A 19,360-nucleotide genomic window follows, 5' to 3' on the forward strand; every position below is an offset into this window, starting at 1 on the left:
AATAAAATAATAATGAACCGACTAAACAGCATGTTCAACCAAAAGAAGAACAACCTGCTATCTGTATACTTTACTGCGGGCTACCCCGAACTTAATACCACTGTCGACATTGCTGAGGCTTTAGAAAAAGCCGGTGTCGATTTTTTAGAAATAGGCTTCCCGTACTCAGACCCGGTAGCCGATGGGCCAACCATTCAGCACAGTTCGCAACAGGCGTTAGATAATGGTATGACGCTGAACGTATTGTTTGACCAACTGGGCGAACTACGTAAGCGCGTTAGCATCCCTGTATTACTCATGGGTTATGCTAACCCCATGGTGCAATACGGTGTTGAACGCTTTTGTGCCAAAGCTGCTGAAGTGGGGGTAGACGGCGTTATTGTACCCGACCTGCCCATGTATGAGTACGAAACCCTGTACAAGGAATGCTTTGCCAAACACGGCTTAAGCAACATTTTCCTGGTAACGCCGCAAACGGCCGAAGAACGTATTCGCAAGATTGACGGCCTGAGCAATAGCTTTATCTATCTGTTATCATCAGCTTCGATAACCGGCGGGAGCCTTAATCTTTCAGATGTTACCGAAACTTACTTTAAACGCATTAAAGATATGGAGCTGAACAACCCATTAGTTATCGGTTTCGGCATCAGCAATAAAGCTGCGTTCGACAAGGCTACTGCTTATGCCAATGGTGCTATTGTGGGCAGCGCGTTTGTGAAATTTCAGGCAGAGGAAGGGTATTTGGAGCGGATACCTGATTTTGTAAAGAGTATAAGGAGTTAAATTTTAAATAGGTTGTCATTTCGAGTGATAACGAGAAATCCTATACAGTGTGCAATGTCTCGCGTATAAGATTCCTCGCTATCGTTCGGAATGACATTTTATTTATATAACTACAAATACGCCTCCAAATCACCCTTACCCTCACGTATTACCTCAAACTCACCCGAGGTTACATCTACTACCGTCGAGGCCACGTTGCCGCCGTAGCCACCGTCAATTACAATATCTACCAAATCCTGGTATTTTTCATATATAAGTTCGGGGTCGGTTGAGTATTCTATAATATCATCATCATCTTTTATAGAGGTAGATAGGATAGGGTTGCCTAACAAATTTACGATCTCGCGTGCTATGGCGTTATCAGGCACACGTATACCCACAGTTTTCTTCTTGGAACTAAGTAGCTTAGGTACCAGTCCGCTCGCATTTAAAATAAAGGTAAATGGACCAGGCAGGGCTTTCTTTAACACCCTGAATACGGTATTATCAATAGGTTTGCTATAATCGGCTAAGTTTCTCAAATCGTAGCAAATAAAAGAAAAATTGGCTTTTTCGGGCTTTATATTGCGTATACGGGCCACAGCTTCAATAGCACGATGATTAGTAATATCGCAGCCCAAACCATAAACCGTGTCAGTGGGGTAAATTATTAAACCGCCACGGCGCAATACTTCCACCACCTGCTCTATAGCTTTAGGATTGGGGTTTTCGGGATATATTTTAAGTAACATAATATTTATTTAGCAAATATATAGTGTAAATAGTTTTAGCAATCGTATAACATAATATTGCCTATATGTTTTTTTGACGGTCATTTAACCAATAGGCACTAATTTAATTGGCAAAAAACTTTTAAGTACCTGGAGGTTAAATATTAAGTGAAAATTTGTACTCCCAATAATGATGTTCTACTTTCGTATGGTAACGTTTTCCTGCCTTATAACGTAAAAATACCCACACTGTGAAAATGAGGTTAGGAGAAGTCGGAATTTCTATAATTTATTTAACTGTTTGCAGCTTATGGATAGCCATTAGCGATCGCATATTGTTCCTGTTTAGTGAGCAATTTACTCCCGCGCAAATAGAATTAATTGCCAGTAGCAAAGGTGTGTTTTTTGTGCTGATTACTACTGTTTTGTTGTGGTATCTTATCAAACGCAATAATAAAAAGCTTATTGACGGCGAACGCCAGTACCGGCAAATGTATGAGGGTAGCCCGCTGCCTAAATGGATCTACGACCCGCAAACACTCCAAATAGTATCTGTTAACGATACAGCAATAGCTTGCTACGGTTACTCGCGCGAAGAATTTCTACAAAAAAGCATACTTGACATTAGGCCCGAATGTGATAGGGAAAGGGTTTTAGAGGGCGTTAAGACAGTAAGTCCGAATCTCAGGCAATCCGGTTTGTTTACACATAATAAGGCCGATGGTAGTTCGATATCTGTTTCCATAGGATCACAGCAAATTGAGTTTGCAAATAAGCCCCATGTTATGATAACGGCGCAGGATGTTACCGAAAAGCTGTTATATGAAACCAAACTCAAATTACTTAATGAAGAATTGCTTGAAGAACGCAACAAACTGAGCGAAACACAGCAAATAGCTAAAGTAGGTGGCTGGGAATTTTATTTGGATAACCGGCACCTGGTATGGTCAGACGAAATGTATATCATTGCTGGGCTATCACCAGATAGCGGACTGAATTTATACGATCTTTTTTTACAACAGGTTAACCAGGAAGACCGTCCTCTGATCGTATCAGGTATTGAGGAACTGATAAAAACCGGGAAGCAATTGGATGTTGTTCACCGTATAGACTTGCTTGATGGCAATACCCGATACATCAGGCAAATGGCCAAACTGGTACGTACACCCGATGATAAGCCCTATAAGCTAATTGGATCGGCACAGGATGTAACGGAGGTTAAATTGTTAGAGCAGGAGCGTAATAAATACCTGTTTAACTTAGAAGATACGCTTAACAGCATCAACGAGGGCTTTTACACCCTAAATTACGACCTGGTATTTACCAAGGTAAATAAGAAATTTGAATTAGAAACCGGGCTTACCAGTGCCGATGTTATAGGCAAGGGCTTAAAAGAAGTTTTCCCTGGCATTGAGGGGCGACTAACTTATACACAGTATAGTAAAGCGCTCGAAAACAATATGCCTGTGAGGTTTGAGGCATACTGGCGTCACTTTAAAAAATGGCAATATGTAGAGGCCTATCCAACCGGCGAGGGTATTGCAGTTTACTTTATTGATATTACCGATAAAAAAGAGAAAGATATTTTGCTTAAAGAGGCTATATCCCGTTATGAAACAGTATCTAAAGCAACCAAAGATGTAATTTACGATTTAAACGTATTAAATGGCGAGCTCAAGTTTTACACAGATGTATCGGGTTTATTAGGATGTGAGCCTGAGGATATTGGTAATACGTTGGAATGGTGGCGCTCTCAAACGCATCCCGATGATATTAAGAAAGTATTGGATAGCCAGCGTATGGTTTTAAATAAAGGAGAAACCAACTGGCAATGCGAATACAGGGTAAGGTGCGGTAAAAGTAACGAGTATAGAAATGTGTATTCGCAAGGTTTTTATGTGTATAATTCTGATTATGAAGCCATAAAGCTGATTGGTGCCGTTAAAGATATTGATGAATTAAAGCGCACGAGCGAGGAAAACAAACGCCTGGCCGACATCATCACTAAAATTAATAATATGGTTATTTTAATGGCGGTTGACCATAGTATAACCTGGGCCAATAAGGCGTTTGAAGAATATACCGGTTATACCTTGAATGAGCTGAAAGGTAAAAGTCCGGGTTCGGTGTTAGGAGGGGATAGGCTGCCGCCGGGAACAATTGAAGAAATTCGCCGGCGTAAAGAGAACCTGGAAACATTTACTATTGATTTACAGCATCATTTGCATTCGGGAGTTAGCCAGTGGGTAAATATTGAATATACTCCATTGTTTGACGATAATGGCTTGCATACCGGCTATATTGCTGTACATCAAAACATTACCGATCGTAAGGCTCGCGAGGTGAAAATTTATCAGCAAAATAAAGTGTTACAGGAAATATCCTGGATGAGTTCACATGAAATACGCAGGCCTGTTGCCTCTATTTTGGGCTTAGCCTATTTAGCTAAAGATACCAAGGCAGTTGACGACCGTGAACAGATCATTGAAATGATAAATACCTGTGCCGAAGAACTGGACGATATTGTGCACACCATCACCAATAAAATAAGTACCGAACTCTACACTGGTAAAGACTCTATTGAACTTAAGGAACTGGATTAATTACAGCTCCTTACGCAGCCTTGCAACCGGAATGTTCATTTGCTCACGGTATTTGGCAACAGTACGGCGGGCAATGTTGTAGCCACGCTCTTTCAATATTTCGGTCAATTTTTCATCGGCAAGTGGGTGGCGTTTGTCTTCGCCGCCAATGCAGTCTTCCAAAATCTTTTTAACCTCTTTGTTCGATACCTCTTCGCCACTTTCGGTTTGTATGGCTTCGGAGAAAAACGATTTTAGCAGAAAGGTGCCAAATTCAGTTTGTACGTATTTAGAATTAGCCACACGCGATACGGTTGAAATATCCATAAGAATACGGTCGGCAATATCTTTTAAGATCATGGGGCGCAGGTTACGCTCATCTCCGGTTAAAAAAAACTCGTACTGGTACTGCATAATGGCATTCATGGTTTTAAGCAGGGTTTGCTGGCGCTGCTTAATGGCATCAATAAACCATTTGGCCGAATCGAGCTTTTGCTTAACAAATTGCACGGCCTCTTTCATCTTTTTATCGCGTTGCGAAGCCTTGTCATAATGCTCAAACATTTCCTGGTACGAGCGGCTTACGCGCAACTCCGGAGCATTTTTGGCATTGAGGGTTAGTATAAGCGTGCCATCGTTATTCGTGATATGAAAATCGGGTATTACCTGTTGCTGTTTGGTATTTACCTCGTTCGAATCGCCCGGTTTGGGGTTGAGCTTTAAGATTTCGTTTATCACACCACGTAACTCCACGGAGTTCATGTTAAGTGATTTCTCGAGCTTATCGTAATGCTTGCGGGTAAATTCCTCTAAATAGTGTTCAACAACCAGTATAGCTTTTTTAATAATAGGATCATTTACATCCTTGCGGCGTAACTGTATCAAAAGGCATTCCTGCAAAGTACGTGCGCCAACTCCCGGAGGGTCAAAGCCTTGAATTACTTTCAGCATTTCCTCCACCTCTTCGTCTTCGGCCATTACGTTTTGCGAAAAGGCCAAATCATCGGTTAATGACATGATAGGGCGGCGTAAATAACCATCATCGTCCAAACTGCCTATAATTTGCTGACCGATACGGAAATCCTTATCATTCATGGGCAGCAGATCAAGCTGGGCCTGCAAATTCTCAAAAAATGAGCTTTGAATGGCTATCGGCATTTCCTTGCGTTCTTCCTCATCGTCGCCGTTTTGATCATAGCGCGATCCGTAGTCATTTACGTTTTCTTCCTGCAGGTAATCATCTATATTAAACTCATCATACTCGTTGCTTTCTTCGTTGCCCGAGTAATCTTCGTCTGGGTCACGGTCGGGGTATTGCTCCTCCGGCTCGCTCATGTTGGTTAAGCTTAAATCTTCAAGTGCGGGGTTTTCTTCCAGTTCTTCTTTAATACGGGTATCGAGCGATACGGTAGGCACCTGCAGCAGCTTAATAAATTGTATTTGCTGAGGCGAGAGCTTTTGTAAAAGTTTTTGTTGAAGGTTCTGTCTTAACATAAAAATAGATGCGCCAAAAATACATCAAACGGCGTATTAAACAAAAGTAAATGTTGATGATTATTGGTTAAGGCAAAACTGCGCCTTTTGTTTGGTGGAATAAAAAATTTTGAAGTGCGGTGTTAACTCGTAAATTAGCTTTAATTATAAACTAAAACTATTAGCCATGTCATTTATTAAAGAGTTTAAAGAATTTGCCGTTAAGGGTAACGTGTTAGATTTAGCCGTTGCAGTAGTTATTGGTGCTGCTTTCGGTAAAATTGTTAGCTCCCTGGTCGAAGACATTATTACTCCGGCTATACTAACACCGGCACTTAAAGCAGCTAACCTTTCTAATTTAAGCCAGTTGGTAGTTCCGGGCACGGCTATTAAGTATGGTAACTTTTTATCGCAAATTATATCATTCATCATTGTAGCCTTTGCTTTATTCTTATTTATTAAAGCTATTAACCGCTTTAAAAAGGCAGAGGCTGTGGCGCCAACAGTTGCACCGGCTCCAACAAAAGAAGAAGTTTTGTTAACCGAGATACGCGATATTTTAGCGGCCAAAAACTAACTAAAAGCTTTTTGGTAAGCGCCCATCGGTTACAATAATATAATTGTTGCTTTTGCTGTATTGGCTCCAATCAACATTGGTAAAGTCTTCTACCGCAAAAGCAGCAACGTTAATGATACGTGCTTGGGGCGCGTATTTTTTTAGTTGCGCGGCTGCACCCAGCTGATCTTCGCTATGAAAGCCGCCGTTTACCTGCATAATTTTGCTGCCGGCATGAGTTTTAAGGTATTTAGCAATGCTCCAGCCCATGGTGGCATCCCACAGGTTTTGCGATTGATAAATTTGCATACCACCCATATTGGCGTGGCCACCCATTATGTTTACAAACTTTTCATAATAAGCACCGGTAGCCGTATCAATAGGCAGGGGAGGCAGGTAAGTTTTGGCAACGGTGCCTAATTGGTTCAAACTTTTTAAACCCAAACGGGTAACCCGGTTGGTATAACGCGAAGGGGCATTGGCAGCAATAACCGGCAACTGTTTTTGCTTAGCCAATTCAACCATCGGGCGGTAATCTTTATAATTTTTCCATGCACGGGCATCACTAATGAGGTTTTTTTCGCGGATAAGGTCATTTAAATATTCGTTCAATACCGGCTGGGTATCTGTTTCAAACATTTCTAATGATAGTACAGCCTTAGCCTGATATTTTTCAACAAGTTTGGTAAACAGCGCCAGCTCAAGTGTATGTCCTACCGAATCATTATGTTCTTCGCCGTAAAATAATACATCGGCTTTAGCCATATCGGCAATAATATCATCTAAAGTGGCCGGCTTTTGGGTAGCCGTATTATATATTTTATAGGTGCTTTGTGCCGATGTGATGAGGGCCGACAACAAGAGTATTAATAAGCAGATGTGTTTCATAAGCGTGTGGTTTTCACTCTAATTTACATGCAAAAATGCATATTCTTAAATAGTAACAATTATATTTGAATACTTTAAGAAAAATACTAAATTTGCACTCCCGTTTTTAAGGAATTAGGAATAACGATATTAGAATATAACAATCATGAAAAGAACGTTTCAGCCGTCTCAACGTAAAAGAAGAAACAAACACGGTTTCCGTGAGCGCATGGCAACTGCTAACGGCAGAAGAATTTTAGCAGCAAGAAGAGCTAAAGGAAGAAAAAGATTATCAGTTTCTGACGAGCGTCGTCATAAAGCATAATACTGGTTGCTTGCCACTATAACAGTGGGGTGTGCCGTTGTTATTTAATAATTACCGGTTAACCAGTTAAGCAATAAATGTATACTTTTAAAAAGGAAGAACGGCTATGCAATAAAAGGCTTTTAGATAAGCTTTTTCATAGTGGTTCTTCCTTTTTGTGTTATCCGTTTCGGGTATCGTGGCTGCAAGCTCCTGAACCTCAGCAAGCTACCGTGCAGGTAGTTTTTGCCGTTGCTAAGAAGCGTTACCGCCGCGCGGTAGACCGTAACCTGATCAAGCGCCGCACCCGCGAAGCTTATCGTGTGCACAAACAAGAGCTTTTATACAAGCCTTTGCAAGAGCAAAACAAACAGCTCATTTTATCGGTAAATTATATTGGCAAAGAAATAAACGACTTTGCCTTTATGGATAAAAAAATGGCTAAACTCATGGTACAACTTTGTGAACAGGTATATGCAAGCACTTATAAGGCTGTTTAAGGCAGGCGTTGGTGCTGTGTTTATTGCACTTATCAAAGTATATCAGTATATTATATCTCCAATTTTGCCATCATCTTGCCGCTACACGCCCACTTGCTCGCAATATGGCGTTGAGGCTATAAAAAAATATGGCCCGTTTAAAGGCGGATGGTTAACTTTGAAGCGCATTGGCCGCTGCAACCCCTGGGGCGGGCATGGCCATGACCCTGTACCCTGAAAATTATTATGAGCTTAATACTTCAAATAGAAACCGCTACCACTGCTTGTTCTGTTGCCTTAATTTTAAATGGCGAAACGCTGGCCGTAAAAGAGCTGAACCAGCGTAACGTACACGCCGAGGTAATTACCGTTTTTATTGAGGAAGTATTTGCTACTGCAGGTAAAACCTATCGTGATGTGGACGCCGTTGCCGTAAGCAGCGGACCAGGTTCATACACCGGCCTGCGTATAGGCGTATCAACCGCTAAGGGTTTGTGCTATGCCATGGATAAGCCATTGATCGCTGTTGAAACCCTGCAGGCTATGGCAGATGGTATGGCCGCAAAAAATGGCGGACAGGATGTGTTGCTTTGCCCCATGATTGACGCACGCCGTATGGAAGTTTATACAGCGCTGTTTGATGCCAAAGGTGATCGTATTAAGCCCACATCGGCCGAAATTATTGGCGATAACAGTTTTGCCGATATACTTAAAGATCACAAAGTGTTATTTTTTGGTGATGGAGCCGCCAAATGCCAGGCAGTGCTGGGCAAAAGTGAAAATGCGTTATTTGATACTGATTTCATAAACTCTGCCACATACTTAACCCATGGTGCTATGCAGGCTTTCAATAAACAAAAGTTTGAAGATGTGGCCTACTTTGAGCCTTTTTACCTTAAAGATTTTATTGCCGGTAAAAAAGCAGGGGCCTGATTTAGTTGTTGTTCCACCGTTTCCAGGCACGTCCTAAAGGGCCTTGTTCCGAGCCATCGAAATAATAGCTGTCGTTTTTCCAACGTTCCAATAATCGGCCAAATTTAAACGAGAAGCCAAAATAGATGTTGCCACCAGAGTGCGACATGGTTTTGGTAACAGCGTTTTCATTTTCGTTGCTGGCGCTGTACAGGTTCAGGCTCTTACCTAATTGCTCACTGCCTACAAACACCTCAAAATTGGGCGATTTGTACATCAGTTGCAGGCCTAAGTCAAACTGCGAATCTTCATTTAATATGCCGCTTAAAGCAGTGCTGAAACCGCCTTTAAATTGCACGTTATTTACCAAAGCGGCACCTGTACCATAGCCGTAAATTTGTTTGGCTAAAATGGCGGTAGGCATGTAGGTGACGCCATCACCGATCTGAAATTTTTTAGCCACCGAAAGTTCGGCCCGGCCTACTATTGGCTTAACAAAGGCTCCTTGACGCGGATTGCTCTCCAATAATTTAGTTAAAGCATCCTGCACATTTTTTTCTCTTTGGGTGCCCCCTAAATCGGTTAGTTGAGCTACGCCGTTAACACGGTAGGTAGTTGCATTGCTTCCCCATCTTATAAAGCCCAGATCTTTAACATTGCCCTGAATGATAAAACCATTCGGTGCAAATGTGGCACCCATGCTTATTGCGGCTCCCGGGCTGCGGAACAAGGGCAGCAAATCGCGCCGCTGAAACTGGCCTAATACATAAGTGCTTTGAAAGGTGCCCCTAAGTCTTAGCGAGGCCATATCAATTTGGCCGGGAGGGACAATCAATTCAGATTGAGTAATGTTGAGATTATTGTAACCTATACCCGAAAGTAAACTCAATTTGACACCTACTGCAAAATTACGGGTTACCTTCTCGCGGTAATTAACGCTGAACTGATGAAATGCCTCGTAGAATGCATTATTGTTAAATAAATCATCATAAACCGGGCTTTGGGCAAACTTGCCTATGCCGTTAAACAGGGCAATGGTTTCATCGGTTACATGGCCGCGGCCATTACCTTTTATCTGGTATGAAAGGCCTACTTCCTGTTTGCCGCTCATGCTGGTAAACATACGTAACATCCCAACGTATACGTTTACGTTGGCCATCATGTTGTTATACTTTCCTTCGCCTATGGTAAAAGCGCTGTTATCATACTTTCCTAAAAACAAGCGCGATTTAAGCGTATACTGGGCATTACCCTGCAAGTAAGTATTGGCATTAAAGTTAGGGATCAGATTGAATGCAAACTGCCGGCTCGAATCGGGGATAAAGGCGGCCTGCGACGGATTTTCGAAAGAATCGAACAGCGAACCTGTATTATACTGGGCATACCGTTGGGCAAAGCAAGAACAACTGATGAAGAGCATCAGCACTCCAATATAAATTTTAGACATTAAATAGGATTATCAATAGTTAGTAGCCAATTATACGTAATCCGTTGGCAATTTATTACAACATTATAAACTAAATGTAAAAAATTAGTTACCATTTGTAGTTGTACTATCGGGCTTGAGCAACTTAATACACAAGTTAGTATAAAATTGATTTTCGGACCCTGATAGCTGGTAGGCTGCGGCATAGTAGTTTTTAAAGCCGGGTTCTTGCTGGTAGACTTCGTTATAATAAGGCTTTAAAAGGCGTTTAAAGGCATTGCCCGCATTTTTGAAGTGAATAAAGTAATTGATATTGCAGCGCTCGGCCACCAGATTATTAAATTCAATAAACTCGGTGCCTTTGCTTAGATACTGGTTGTTGAAGTAGTTTTGTTTGTAGTTATTAATTTCGCGCTGTGAGTTAGCCAGTACCAGGTAGTTATCTAAAATAATGAAATACGGCTTACGGAATAACGACATTACATCGCCCAATAAAAACAGGGGGATTTGATTATAGTTAAACTGCCCGCAATCATCTGTGATCATATTGCTGATGTTGTAGCAAAAAGGTTTTAAACCTGCACCGTTTTTTAGTTTTATAATAGCCAGCTTTTCCTCAAAACGGGTGGTTATTATGGCAAATTCGTTATCCAGCAGTTTGTTAAATTCCGTATCAAACTGTACACCGGTTTCGCTTTTTATTTTTTTGAACAGTGCCGAACGGTCTTTCTCTAACCCGGTTTTTTGTTCCCATTTAGCCAGTAAGGTTTTAAACCGGGCAACATCATTAAAACCGTAGCTGCTGCTGTATGCGGTAGTAATAGGAAATATTTCCTGTAACGACAGTTCAACGGGCGCCATTTGCCTGAAAAGGTCAAGATAGCTCATGGCTGCAGTTTGTTTAAAAGTGGTAAAGCCATTAAAAATCAGGGCATCGCTCTTATAATTTAAACTGAGAGCAGTGGTGGCGGGTAACATCTGCAGCCCTTTAAAAATATCAGCCTGCCCTTTTTTATAAAACTGGTTAAGCAATTTGCCGCTTTGCTGGTAATTAATGTACAGGTTGCCTAAGGTGTTTGAATGCTGCTGATCAGACAAAAGCGCAAAATTGTCTTTATCGCTGGTTTTGTAATTCAAGCTTTCTTCTAAAAGTGGTTTAGAAAAACTACCTGCCCAGATATTGCCATCTTTAGGTGCTATGTAAAAGTTTTTCTGTAATGAATCGGTACGGATGATGTAACCGGTTTTGCCTGCAATTTTAATGGATTGCAACTTTAACCTGGCTAAAGCCTCGGGCTGTAAAGCACCCGTAGCTGGTATGGTAACCAGGTATTCTAAAGTATCATTAGCCTGTGGATGGATCGAAAAGAAGATGTCCTGAGCATTAAATACAGCTTGAGTTGAAACATTTTCTAAAATTAAACTGCGGATGCTGTGCAGTTCGTTCATTTTTTGTTGGCCAATAATTGAAGTGAAGAGTTGGCTGTTGTTGTAAATATCGTAAAAACTGGCATCGTTATTAAACTCAAATACTAATGCAGCCGATGAAGGTATGGTATTTATAACCTGTGCCGTACGAGGCCCTGCCAGGTTTAAGTTATCGAAGTACTTAACTGTTACTACCACGGTAGCCGCAACCAAAAGTATAGTGATAATAATCAGTCGTTTCATAATAAATTAAGTTAGGCAAATGTAGATTTTTACCTGATGCCAATAAAGTAATACTTGCAATTGGTTAATTTAGCCATCTGTTTACGCTGCACATGAATAAAACCATCATTACTACCGCTGCTTTTTTAGGTATGTTAGCCGTAATAAACGGCGCTTTTGGTGCACACGCGCTCAAAGCCAAACTCGAACCTCAGCAATTACAGGTTTGGGGTACGGCGGTACAGTACAATTTTTACCATATTTTTGCATTGCTGGCTTTAGCGGCCTTAAACAAAACCGATAGTGGTTTAACCTATGCAAGCTTCTGGTTGTTTACTTTAGGTATCGTGTTTTTTTCGGGCTCGTTATACCTATTATCATGCCGTGCAATATTGCAGTGGGACTGGCTGCGTATATTGGGGCCTATAACCCCAATAGGCGGCCTGTTGTTTATTGCAGGTTGGATTACCCTGGCACTTAGTGCAATAAAGGCTAAATAACCCACATGTTAGAGTTTGCCGATAATCATCATACCGACCGTTTAACGCTTTTTGCCGAGGTAATACTACCCCTGGCAATAGCTAAAAATTATACTTACCGTGTTCCGTACGAAATGAACGATGCGGTAGCTGTGGGTAAACGGGTAATGGTGCAGTTTGGCAAAAGCAAATTATACACCGCTATTGTAGCCGGTATTGGTACCGAAGCTCCTCAAAAGTATGAAGCCAAATACCTTTTAGAAGTACTGGACGACCGCCCTGTGGTAACCCAGCAACAACTGGAGTTTTGGAAGTGGCTGGCCGATTATTACCTGTGCAACGTGGGCGAAGTAATGGCCGCAGCACTACCCGCAGCCCTCAAACTGGCCAGCGAAACTAAGATCATGCTCAACCCCGATGGTAACATCGACCGTTCGCTGTTGCATGATAAAGAGTTCTTAATTGTTGATGCGCTCGACATTCAGCCCATACTCAGCGTTAGCGATATAGTTAAACTGCTGGGGCAAAAAATTGTAATGCCGGTGCTTAAATCAATGTTCGATAAAAACATTATCCACATTAGCGAGGAGGTAAGCGAACGTTACAAACCCCGCAAGCGCAGTTACATCAAGCTGAATAGTTTATATAACGAGCCCGATATGCGTCGCGAGCTTTTTGCCGAACTGGAACGCCGTGCACCCAAACAGGCCGATGCCGTGCTGGCTTATCTTAAACTATCGCGCGAGCAACCCCTGGTATCAAAAAACGATTTAATGGAAGCCAGCGGTGCCAGTGCTGCTATTATCAAGGCATTGAGCGATAAAGAGGTGTTTTACATCGAAGAGCGCAATGTAAGCAGGTTGTATTATGAAGAATTTGACTTAGCGGCTAATTTTGAATTAAGCGAGGCACAGCAAAACGCGCTGACTGATATACAAAATCATTTTAAAGAAAAAGAAGTGGTACTGCTGCACGGCGTAACCTCATCGGGTAAAACCGAAATTTATATAAGGCTGGTAGAGGAAGCATTACATGCCGGTAAACAAGTGCTATATCTGCTGCCCGAAATTGCCTTAACCACCCATGTTATTGAACGCCTGCGCAAGTATTTTGGTAACGATATTGGCGTGTACCATTCCCGCTTTAATGATAACGAAAGGGTAGAGGTTTGGCAAAAGGTGCTCAATCATGAGTATAAAGTGGTTTTGGGTGCACGTTCGGCGGTGTTTTTGCCGTTTGATAATTTGGGTTTGGTGGTAGTGGATGAGGAGCACGAAACCTCGTACAAGCAATTTGACCCCGCGCCGCGCTACAACGCGCGCGATGCCGCTATTTACCTGGCCGGCCGGTACCAGGCTAAAGTATTGCTCGGTTCGGCCACACCATCGTTCGAGTCGTACTTTAACGCCCGTACAGGCAAATTTGGTTTGGCCGAAATTACCGAACGGTTTGGCGGTGTAAGCCTGCCCGAAATTGAGGTGGTGAGCATTACCGAAGAAACCAAAAAGAAAACCATGCAGTCGCACTTTAGCAGTGTGCTCATGAATGATATACAAACGGCGCTCACCAACAAAGAGCAGGTCATATTATTCCAAAACCGTAGGGGATATGCACCCGTGCTGGTATGCCGGGTATGTGCATTTACACCTAAATGTATTAACTGCGATGTGAGTTTAACCTATCATAAAAGCAGTGCTCACCTGCATTGCCATTATTGCGGCTATAAGGAAGAAAGCCTGAGTGTTTGCCCCGCCTGTGGTTCAACCCACCTGGAATACAAAGGTTTTGGCACCGAAAAAATAGAAGACGAGTTACAGGTTTTATTACCTGATGCCCGCATTGCCCGTATGGATTTAGATACTACCCGTGCCCGTAATGCTTACCAAAATTTGCTCAACGATTTGGAAGAAAAACGCATTGATATACTGGTGGGTACCCAAATGGTAGCTAAAGGACTTGATTTTGCCGATGTAACAGTAATAGGTATTATCAACGCCGATAGCTTGCTCAAATATCCGGATTATCGAGCCAACGAGCGCAGTTTTCAAATGCTGGCACAGGTAAGCGGCAGGGCAGGGCGCAGGGGTAAGCAAGGCAAGGTGGTTATACAAACCTATAACCCGCAGCACCGGGTAATTGGCCAGGTTATAAGCAACGATTATAAAGAACTGTACCTTAGCGAAATAGACGAGCGTAAAAACTTTAAATATCCGCCCTTTTACCGCATTATCCAGATGGATATTAAGCACAAGGATGCCGAGAAATTGCACTACCAGGCCGAATACCTTGCAGTAGAATTGCGTAAACACTTTGGTGACAGGGTAATTGGTCCCGAATACCCGCTTGTAAGCCGTATACGTAACTTTTACATCAAGAGTATTATGCTAAAATTTGAAAAGGATAACATATCTATTGTGAAGGTAAAATCAGTGATACGCGATGTTATCCTGCAGTTTCAAACCACACAACTCAGCAAAGGCTGCATTATACAGCCCGATGTAGATCCGTATTAATACTTAGCGTTTTATATCATACAAGTGAATAAAGTTGGGGCCATTTGCATTAAATCCGCAGGCAAACTTTCGTTCCGATACCGAGTATGAAATGTCTACCTTAATGTTATCTATTTTAAAGCTCTCGGGTAAATTATCAGGGCTGTAATTAATATTATCAACTCTTATAAGCCATCCGCAACCATCTGCCGCCGGGGTACATCCATCAATAACTGTGGCTGAAGTAGCGCTCAGGCGATCGCTATTTTCACAATTGTCTTTTTTACAAGCTGTAATCAATGTAAGTATCACCACTGCTTTTAGGGCATGCTTTAAGTTGTTAAGTGTTTTCATAAACGTGCTTTTACAACACATTACGTTTAACTACCGTATAACGAAACATTGATACATGTTATCAAATTGTTAACAATGAGATGTTTATGCGAGAAATGACAATGACGTTCTACAGGTGAGAGCTTTTAACTAAAAGTATATAACGAGTATATGCCTAAAGGCTTAGTATTCATAATAGGAATATGTCATATAAATCTCACTAAAATGGCTCTCTTATTAGTTTTTAATTAAATAGATTCATTTATTTGTGGAATAATATCTACCGGTATTAAATACAACTATGAAATTGGATAAGGCGGCCCACCCTGCTGGCTTCGAAGTATTGTTTTATCAAAACCCGCAACCTATGTGGATTTTTGATGTGCATACTTTAGGTGTTTTAGAAGTTAACAATGCTGCTTTAGTACGTTATGGATACAGCAGGGATGAATTTTTGAGCAAAACGATACGCGAACTGCGCCCGCCTGAGGATGCGGAGTTTATTGACGAAATTTTACCGCAGATTAGAAGCACAGAAACCAATTACCGGGAGTTTAGGCATTTAACCCAGGACGGACGAATTTTATATGCCGAAATTATATCATACAGTATAAATTATAATGGTGTGGCTGCCCGTGTGGTTTATGCCCGTAATGTTGATGAAGCGAGGGAACTTGCCGGTAAACTTAAACTTACCCAACACCGGTTGCTGCAGATATTGGAAACAACGGTGATCGGTTTTTTGCAGATTGATTTTGACTGGACCATTAACTACTGGAACCATGCCGCCGAAGATTTAACAGGCTATTACAGGGATGCCGTACTGGGTCGAAAGCTATGGGACGTGTTGCCAGAGATAAGGCATTCCAACTTTTATAAATACCTGCACCAAACCATGGAAGAGCGTCACAGCATTGATTTTGACGATTACTTTTGGCCTACGCAAAAGTGGCTTGTGTGCAATGCCTATACTACAGAGGAAGGTATAATTATTCACTTCAGAGACATAACCCGCAAAAGGCTTGCGCAGGAAAACCTGCTTGAGAAAATTGACCAGCTAAAAGAAGTGTCGTTTTTAAACTCGCATGCTTTGCGTAAACCTATTGCCAGTTTGTTGGGTTTAACACAATTAGTTAGCGGCGATATGATAACCCCTCAAGAGTTTAAGCAAATATCGGCGCTTATTAACGAGTGTAGTATTGACCTTGATAATATTGTTAGGGAAATTAACCGCAGGGTAGGCGATGAAGAGTACATGCAATTGCTGGATATTGAGGCTTCAGTTTTTGATTTCGGAAATTTGGTAAAAGATGTGGTTGCTAAATTGCAACCGCTATACAAGCCTACAAAAATTGCAATTTCGGGTATTACTCATCAGCAATTTTATGGCCTGCGGCAAAGTATCGAGATGGCCTTAATGTATTTAATTGAAAATGCGGTAAGGTACTCGGCACAAGGCAGTAATATCTACATTAAAACTGAAATTATAAATCAAAATATAGTACTTTCAGTTGAAGATGAGGGAGTTGGAATGGACATGGAGCAATTGCAAAACTTGTTCATTAATATAAACCGCCAAAAACATGTAAGCGCCACGTTAGGGCTGCCTAAAATTAATGAAGTTTGCCGCCGTCATCATGGTAGTATGTGGATTGAAAGTATACCCGGCAAAGGTTCCGAATTTTTTCTGAGGTTCCCGCTGTCAAATGTATCGGCTTATAAGGCAACCGGTAAAACCGATTTTTCGGTGTATCATAATGCTACCTGTGATATTGGTTACAATGCCGGGCTTGATATCAGTATATTAAACTGGACCGGTTTTCAAAATTACTACACTGTTAGGGATGGATGCCTTGAATTAATAGAGATATTAAAGAAAGAGCCTTGCAGCCGCGTTATTAATAACAACTCTGAGGTTGTTGGTGGCTGGATGGATGCCTGTGATTGGGTAATAGACACGCTATTTCCGTTGGCCGAACAAGTGGGGATTAAGTACGTGGCATGGGTGTATTCTCCAAGTACATTCAGTAAACTATCGGCCGCTTACATGCTCATGAAGCTTAATACCAGTATAGTTATTGAAGGTTTTGCCGATCAGCAAAGCGCCGAAGACTGGCTTTCAGGACTTGAGTAAGTTTCTTATTGATACTGTTTTTTTAATGGCTGCGTAAATTTTATGCAGCCATTTTTTGTGCCTGTGAATTGTTATTAAAGTAGTAAATAAATAATTGATTGTTAAATATTTATAACATTTAAAATGTCGTAGTTTATCTCAGTATGACAGGCATAACATCAACGCTTATCTTAATAGCTGCCAACATTTTTAAACAATCATGCGTTTATTGCTTGTATTAACTATTAGTTATGCTTTTAGGCGCAAACAACACGCATCAACAACACAATAGCGAAGAAGCTTTCATTGTACAGCTTATAAATCATGAGCGGTACACAGAGGCTTACGGGTTGCTTTTAAAAGAGCAGCCTGGCAATCCTGCTACGTATTTTAATACAGCGCTCTGTTTGTACTGGGTGCAAAATTACAGTGCAGCCCTGCAGTTTTTAGATAAAGCCGACATGGCCTTACAGGGTATGGCTAACCTATCAGCGCAACCACCCGACGCTGTTTATCAATCCATCATAAACAAGCAAAACCAAACCAACGACCATTTTATACCGGTAGATAAAAAGTATGTACTACTTTTTGGCAACCGGTTTAGGGATGCCATTGTACGTTTAAAAACCGATTGCTGGCTACAGTTGAATGAATGGGGCAGGGTAATTGAAACAGCAACTCCTCTACGGCATAAAAATTATGGCAACATAACTTATGCTTTGCAAACAGCCCAAAATAAACTTTCACAATCATGAATGAATTTAATCAGATCATAGACGCTTATCAAAAGAACATGTTTGCTCAAGGGCAACAACCTATTAATGTAAGTGCATTATACCAGGCGTTGCCTGATATTAATATTAAGAACGATAGCGAAGAAAGCCTGTATCATGTGGCTGCCCGTTTTGCCGATGCCCAGGCAGTGAAATTTTTAAAAGATGCCGGTTTAAAACCATCAACCGATAAATATGGTAACACGCCTCTACATGCACTTACCACTACCCGGTACGATTTTAAAAGCGAGCAACTGGAGACCAAAGCTGCGCAGATTTATGATACGGCAACCGCATTGCTTGAGGCAGGGGTAAATGCTAAAAAGAAGAATGACTCGGGCAAACTGGCGTATTACGAAGCTGGTTTGCAGTACATGTATCCATTTTTGCAGGCCATGGCCGATGCCGGTATTAAAATGAATGCCACAGCCGATGAAGGCAAGAACCTGCTGCACACCATTTGCGATAAACTGGTGCACCGTAAAGATTTGCCGGGTGCAATAGAGGCTGCTACTAAAACAGCCCGTATCCTCCTCGAAAAAGGTGGCATCGACCCTAAAGATAAAGATATTTTTGAAACTACCCCCTTAACCTATGCGCAGCGGAGCGGTGTTAAAGAAATTGCCGCCCTGCTATCAGGCAACGAGGCCGACACTGCAACCGGCGGCATGACCATACACGAGGCCGTATTAAACCGCGATGTTACCGCTGTTGAAGCTATTATAAAAAGCGGTGCCGATTTGGATGAAATGTCTGATCATTACCGCCGTACAGCACTTATGCTGGCTTGCGAGTACCCGTCGGCACCCATGGTGGAGTTGCTGCTTAATGGTGGAGCAAATGTTAATTACCGCAGCGGTACAGGCGAAACTGCCGCTTTTTGCCTAATTACCAAAGGTATAAGCAATTTTGGCCGGGGCATGAGTCAGGATTTAAAAGACATAGTGAGCATGTTGCGCAGTCTTATTGCTAAAGGGCTTGATATGGATGCCGAGGTAAATCATGAAGGCGATACCGTGTTAAACCTGATTTGCCAGGCCGGTTACCTGGCCGATTTAAATACCCAACTGGCCGAAGAGATGGTTGAGGCTGGTTGCAATATTAATAAGCCTAACCTTGCCGGTAAAACACCGCTCATGTCGTTTGCGGCACGTGGTAACGAGGCCAAATACGGTATAGCCGAACTGCTGCTCGATAACAATGCCGATGCCACCTATGTAGATAAAACCGGTAATACCGCGCTGATGTATGCCGCCGCCAACCCCGATAAAGCATCGGCCAAAACTATTACCGGGTTGCTGCTGGATGCCGATACTTCAACTCTTGAAAAGGTAAATAATGCCGGGCAGACCGCTATGGATATTGCTGTAAATAACAATAACGAAGCAGTAGTAAAACAAATACTTACCGTAACCGAATAACTTATTT

General features: G+C 41.9%; 18 protein-coding genes. 12 read left to right on the forward strand and 6 right to left on the reverse strand.

Going from position 1 to position 19,360, the window contains the following annotated elements; translation table 11 throughout:
• The first annotated feature begins 12 nt into the window (after positions 1–12).
• Positions 13–783 (forward strand): tryptophan synthase subunit alpha, encoded by a 771-nt coding sequence (gene trpA / locus QE417_RS23055; protein ID WP_311954296.1) that lies wholly within the window; start codon positions 13–15, stop codon positions 781–783.
• A 110-nt stretch (positions 784–893) separates the two neighbouring features.
• Here trpA and QE417_RS23060 read toward each other — a convergent pair whose 3' ends face one another.
• Positions 894–1,514, reverse strand: a complete 621-nt coding sequence (locus QE417_RS23060; RefSeq protein ID WP_311954298.1) for an L-threonylcarbamoyladenylate synthase — start codon at positions 1,512–1,514, stop codon at positions 894–896.
• Positions 1,515–1,750: 236 nt separating this feature from the next.
• Between QE417_RS23060 and QE417_RS23065 the strand changes: the two genes are divergently transcribed.
• On the forward strand, positions 1,751–4,096 hold the full coding sequence (locus QE417_RS23065; protein WP_311954300.1) for a PAS domain S-box protein: 2,346 nt from the start codon (positions 1,751–1,753) through the stop codon (positions 4,094–4,096).
• Here the strand turns inward: QE417_RS23065 and rpoN are convergent, their stop codons facing one another.
• Entirely contained in the window at positions 4,097–5,569 is a 1,473-nt protein-coding gene (gene rpoN / locus QE417_RS23070) for an RNA polymerase factor sigma-54 (RefSeq protein WP_311954302.1), read from the reverse strand.
• A 166-nt stretch (positions 5,570–5,735) separates the two neighbouring features.
• Between rpoN and mscL the strand changes: the two genes are divergently transcribed.
• Positions 5,736–6,125, forward strand: a complete 390-nt coding sequence (gene mscL, locus QE417_RS23075) for a large-conductance mechanosensitive channel protein MscL (protein ID WP_311954304.1) — start codon at positions 5,736–5,738, stop codon at positions 6,123–6,125.
• On the opposite strand, the gene QE417_RS23080 is transcribed toward mscL, so the two are convergent.
• Positions 6,126–6,992 (reverse strand): ChaN family lipoprotein, encoded by an 867-nt coding sequence (locus QE417_RS23080; protein WP_311954306.1) that lies wholly within the window; start codon positions 6,990–6,992, stop codon positions 6,126–6,128.
• A gap of 145 nt (positions 6,993–7,137) precedes the next feature.
• On the opposite strand from QE417_RS23080, the gene rpmH reads away from it, so the two are divergent.
• The 4 genes from rpmH to tsaB all read left to right on the forward strand — a co-directional run bounded on the left by rpmH (position 7,138) and on the right by tsaB (position 8,687).
• Entirely contained in the window at positions 7,138–7,296 is a 159-nt protein-coding gene (rpmH, locus tag QE417_RS23085) for a 50S ribosomal protein L34 (protein ID WP_158827814.1), read from the forward strand.
• Positions 7,297–7,373: 77 nt separating this feature from the next.
• Positions 7,374–7,775: a ribonuclease P protein component gene (rnpA, locus tag QE417_RS23090; RefSeq protein ID WP_311954310.1), complete on the forward strand. Its 402-nt coding sequence runs from the start codon at positions 7,374–7,376 to the stop codon at positions 7,773–7,775.
• Positions 7,750–7,992: a membrane protein insertion efficiency factor YidD gene (gene yidD, locus QE417_RS23095; protein WP_311954312.1), complete on the forward strand. Its 243-nt coding sequence runs from the start codon at positions 7,750–7,752 to the stop codon at positions 7,990–7,992. The genes rnpA and yidD overlap by 26 nt, the downstream gene beginning before the upstream one ends.
• A gap of 8 nt (positions 7,993–8,000) precedes the next feature.
• Positions 8,001–8,687 carry a tRNA (adenosine(37)-N6)-threonylcarbamoyltransferase complex dimerization subunit type 1 TsaB gene (tsaB, locus tag QE417_RS23100; protein ID WP_311954314.1) on the forward strand — a complete coding sequence of 229 codons (687 nt, stop codon included), beginning with the start codon at positions 8,001–8,003 and terminating at the stop codon, positions 8,685–8,687.
• Between the two features lies 1 nt (position 8,688).
• On the opposite strand, the gene QE417_RS23105 is transcribed toward tsaB, so the two are convergent.
• Positions 8,689–10,113 carry a DUF5723 family protein gene (locus tag QE417_RS23105; RefSeq protein ID WP_311954315.1) on the reverse strand — a complete coding sequence of 475 codons (1,425 nt, stop codon included), beginning with the start codon at positions 10,111–10,113 and terminating at the stop codon, positions 8,689–8,691.
• An 84-nt stretch (positions 10,114–10,197) separates the two neighbouring features.
• The gene (locus QE417_RS23110; protein WP_311954317.1) at positions 10,198–11,763 is read right to left on the reverse strand and encodes a hypothetical protein; all 1,566 of its coding nucleotides are present in this window, start codon (positions 11,761–11,763) and stop codon (positions 10,198–10,200) included.
• Positions 11,764–11,855: 92 nt separating this feature from the next.
• Here QE417_RS23110 and QE417_RS23115 point away from each other — a divergent pair, with 92 nt between their 5' ends.
• Together QE417_RS23115 and priA are read left to right on the forward strand one after the other, a co-directional pair.
• Entirely contained in the window at positions 11,856–12,242 is a 387-nt protein-coding gene (locus QE417_RS23115; protein WP_311954320.1) for a DUF423 domain-containing protein, read from the forward strand.
• A gap of 5 nt (positions 12,243–12,247) precedes the next feature.
• Positions 12,248–14,734, forward strand: coding sequence for a replication restart helicase PriA (priA, locus tag QE417_RS23120; protein ID WP_311954323.1), 2,487 nt, complete (start codon positions 12,248–12,250; stop codon positions 14,732–14,734).
• Between the two features lie 3 nt (positions 14,735–14,737).
• Here the strand turns inward: priA and QE417_RS23125 are convergent, their stop codons facing one another.
• Positions 14,738–15,067, reverse strand: coding sequence for a hypothetical protein (locus QE417_RS23125; protein ID WP_311954325.1), 330 nt, complete (start codon positions 15,065–15,067; stop codon positions 14,738–14,740).
• A gap of 280 nt (positions 15,068–15,347) precedes the next feature.
• Between QE417_RS23125 and QE417_RS23130 the strand changes: the two genes are divergently transcribed.
• The 3 genes from QE417_RS23130 to QE417_RS23140 all read left to right on the forward strand — a co-directional run bounded on the left by QE417_RS23130 (position 15,348) and on the right by QE417_RS23140 (position 19,353).
• On the forward strand, positions 15,348–17,180 hold the full coding sequence (locus tag QE417_RS23130; protein ID WP_311954328.1) for a PAS domain-containing sensor histidine kinase: 1,833 nt from the start codon (positions 15,348–15,350) through the stop codon (positions 17,178–17,180).
• A 230-nt stretch (positions 17,181–17,410) separates the two neighbouring features.
• Entirely contained in the window at positions 17,411–17,914 is a 504-nt protein-coding gene (locus QE417_RS23135) for a hypothetical protein (RefSeq protein ID WP_311954331.1), read from the forward strand.
• On the forward strand, positions 17,911–19,353 hold the full coding sequence (locus tag QE417_RS23140; RefSeq protein ID WP_311954334.1) for an ankyrin repeat domain-containing protein: 1,443 nt from the start codon (positions 17,911–17,913) through the stop codon (positions 19,351–19,353). Before QE417_RS23135 ends, QE417_RS23140 begins: the two co-directional genes overlap by 4 nt.
• Positions 19,354–19,360 lie beyond the last annotated feature (7 nt).

It is taken from the genome of Mucilaginibacter terrae (genome assembly GCF_031951985.1).
GTDB classification, from domain to species: domain Bacteria; phylum Bacteroidota; class Bacteroidia; order Sphingobacteriales; family Sphingobacteriaceae; genus Mucilaginibacter; species Mucilaginibacter terrae_A.

Coding starts and splice junctions, on each gene's coding strand:
- QE417_RS23130 (WP_311954328.1), top strand. CDS start 15,348: ATGAAATTGGATAAGGCGGCCCACCCTGCTGGCTTCGAAGTATTGTTT.
- priA (WP_311954323.1), top strand. CDS start 12,248: ATGTTAGAGTTTGCCGATAATCATCATACCGACCGTTTAACGCTTTTT.
- QE417_RS23125 (WP_311954325.1), bottom strand. CDS start 15,067: ATGAAAACACTTAACAACTTAAAGCATGCCCTAAAAGCAGTGGTGATA.
- QE417_RS23135 (WP_311954331.1), top strand. CDS start 17,411: ATGCTTTTAGGCGCAAACAACACGCATCAACAACACAATAGCGAAGAA.
- QE417_RS23080 (WP_311954306.1), bottom strand. CDS start 6,992: ATGAAACACATCTGCTTATTAATACTCTTGTTGTCGGCCCTCATCACA.
- QE417_RS23110 (WP_311954317.1), bottom strand. CDS start 11,763: ATGAAACGACTGATTATTATCACTATACTTTTGGTTGCGGCTACCGTG.
- mscL (WP_311954304.1), top strand. CDS start 5,736: ATGTCATTTATTAAAGAGTTTAAAGAATTTGCCGTTAAGGGTAACGTG.
- yidD (WP_311954312.1), top strand. CDS start 7,750: ATGCAAGCACTTATAAGGCTGTTTAAGGCAGGCGTTGGTGCTGTGTTT.
- QE417_RS23105 (WP_311954315.1), bottom strand. CDS start 10,113: ATGTCTAAAATTTATATTGGAGTGCTGATGCTCTTCATCAGTTGTTCT.
- QE417_RS23140 (WP_311954334.1), top strand. CDS start 17,911: ATGAATGAATTTAATCAGATCATAGACGCTTATCAAAAGAACATGTTT.
- tsaB (WP_311954314.1), top strand. CDS start 8,001: ATGAGCTTAATACTTCAAATAGAAACCGCTACCACTGCTTGTTCTGTT.
- QE417_RS23060 (WP_311954298.1), bottom strand. CDS start 1,514: ATGTTACTTAAAATATATCCCGAAAACCCCAATCCTAAAGCTATAGAG.
- rpoN (WP_311954302.1), bottom strand. CDS start 5,569: ATGTTAAGACAGAACCTTCAACAAAAACTTTTACAAAAGCTCTCGCCT.
- rpmH (WP_158827814.1), top strand. CDS start 7,138: ATGAAAAGAACGTTTCAGCCGTCTCAACGTAAAAGAAGAAACAAACAC.
- QE417_RS23065 (WP_311954300.1), top strand. CDS start 1,751: ATGAGGTTAGGAGAAGTCGGAATTTCTATAATTTATTTAACTGTTTGC.
- rnpA (WP_311954310.1), top strand. CDS start 7,374: ATGTATACTTTTAAAAAGGAAGAACGGCTATGCAATAAAAGGCTTTTA.
- trpA (WP_311954296.1), top strand. CDS start 13: ATGAACCGACTAAACAGCATGTTCAACCAAAAGAAGAACAACCTGCTA.
- QE417_RS23115 (WP_311954320.1), top strand. CDS start 11,856: ATGAATAAAACCATCATTACTACCGCTGCTTTTTTAGGTATGTTAGCC.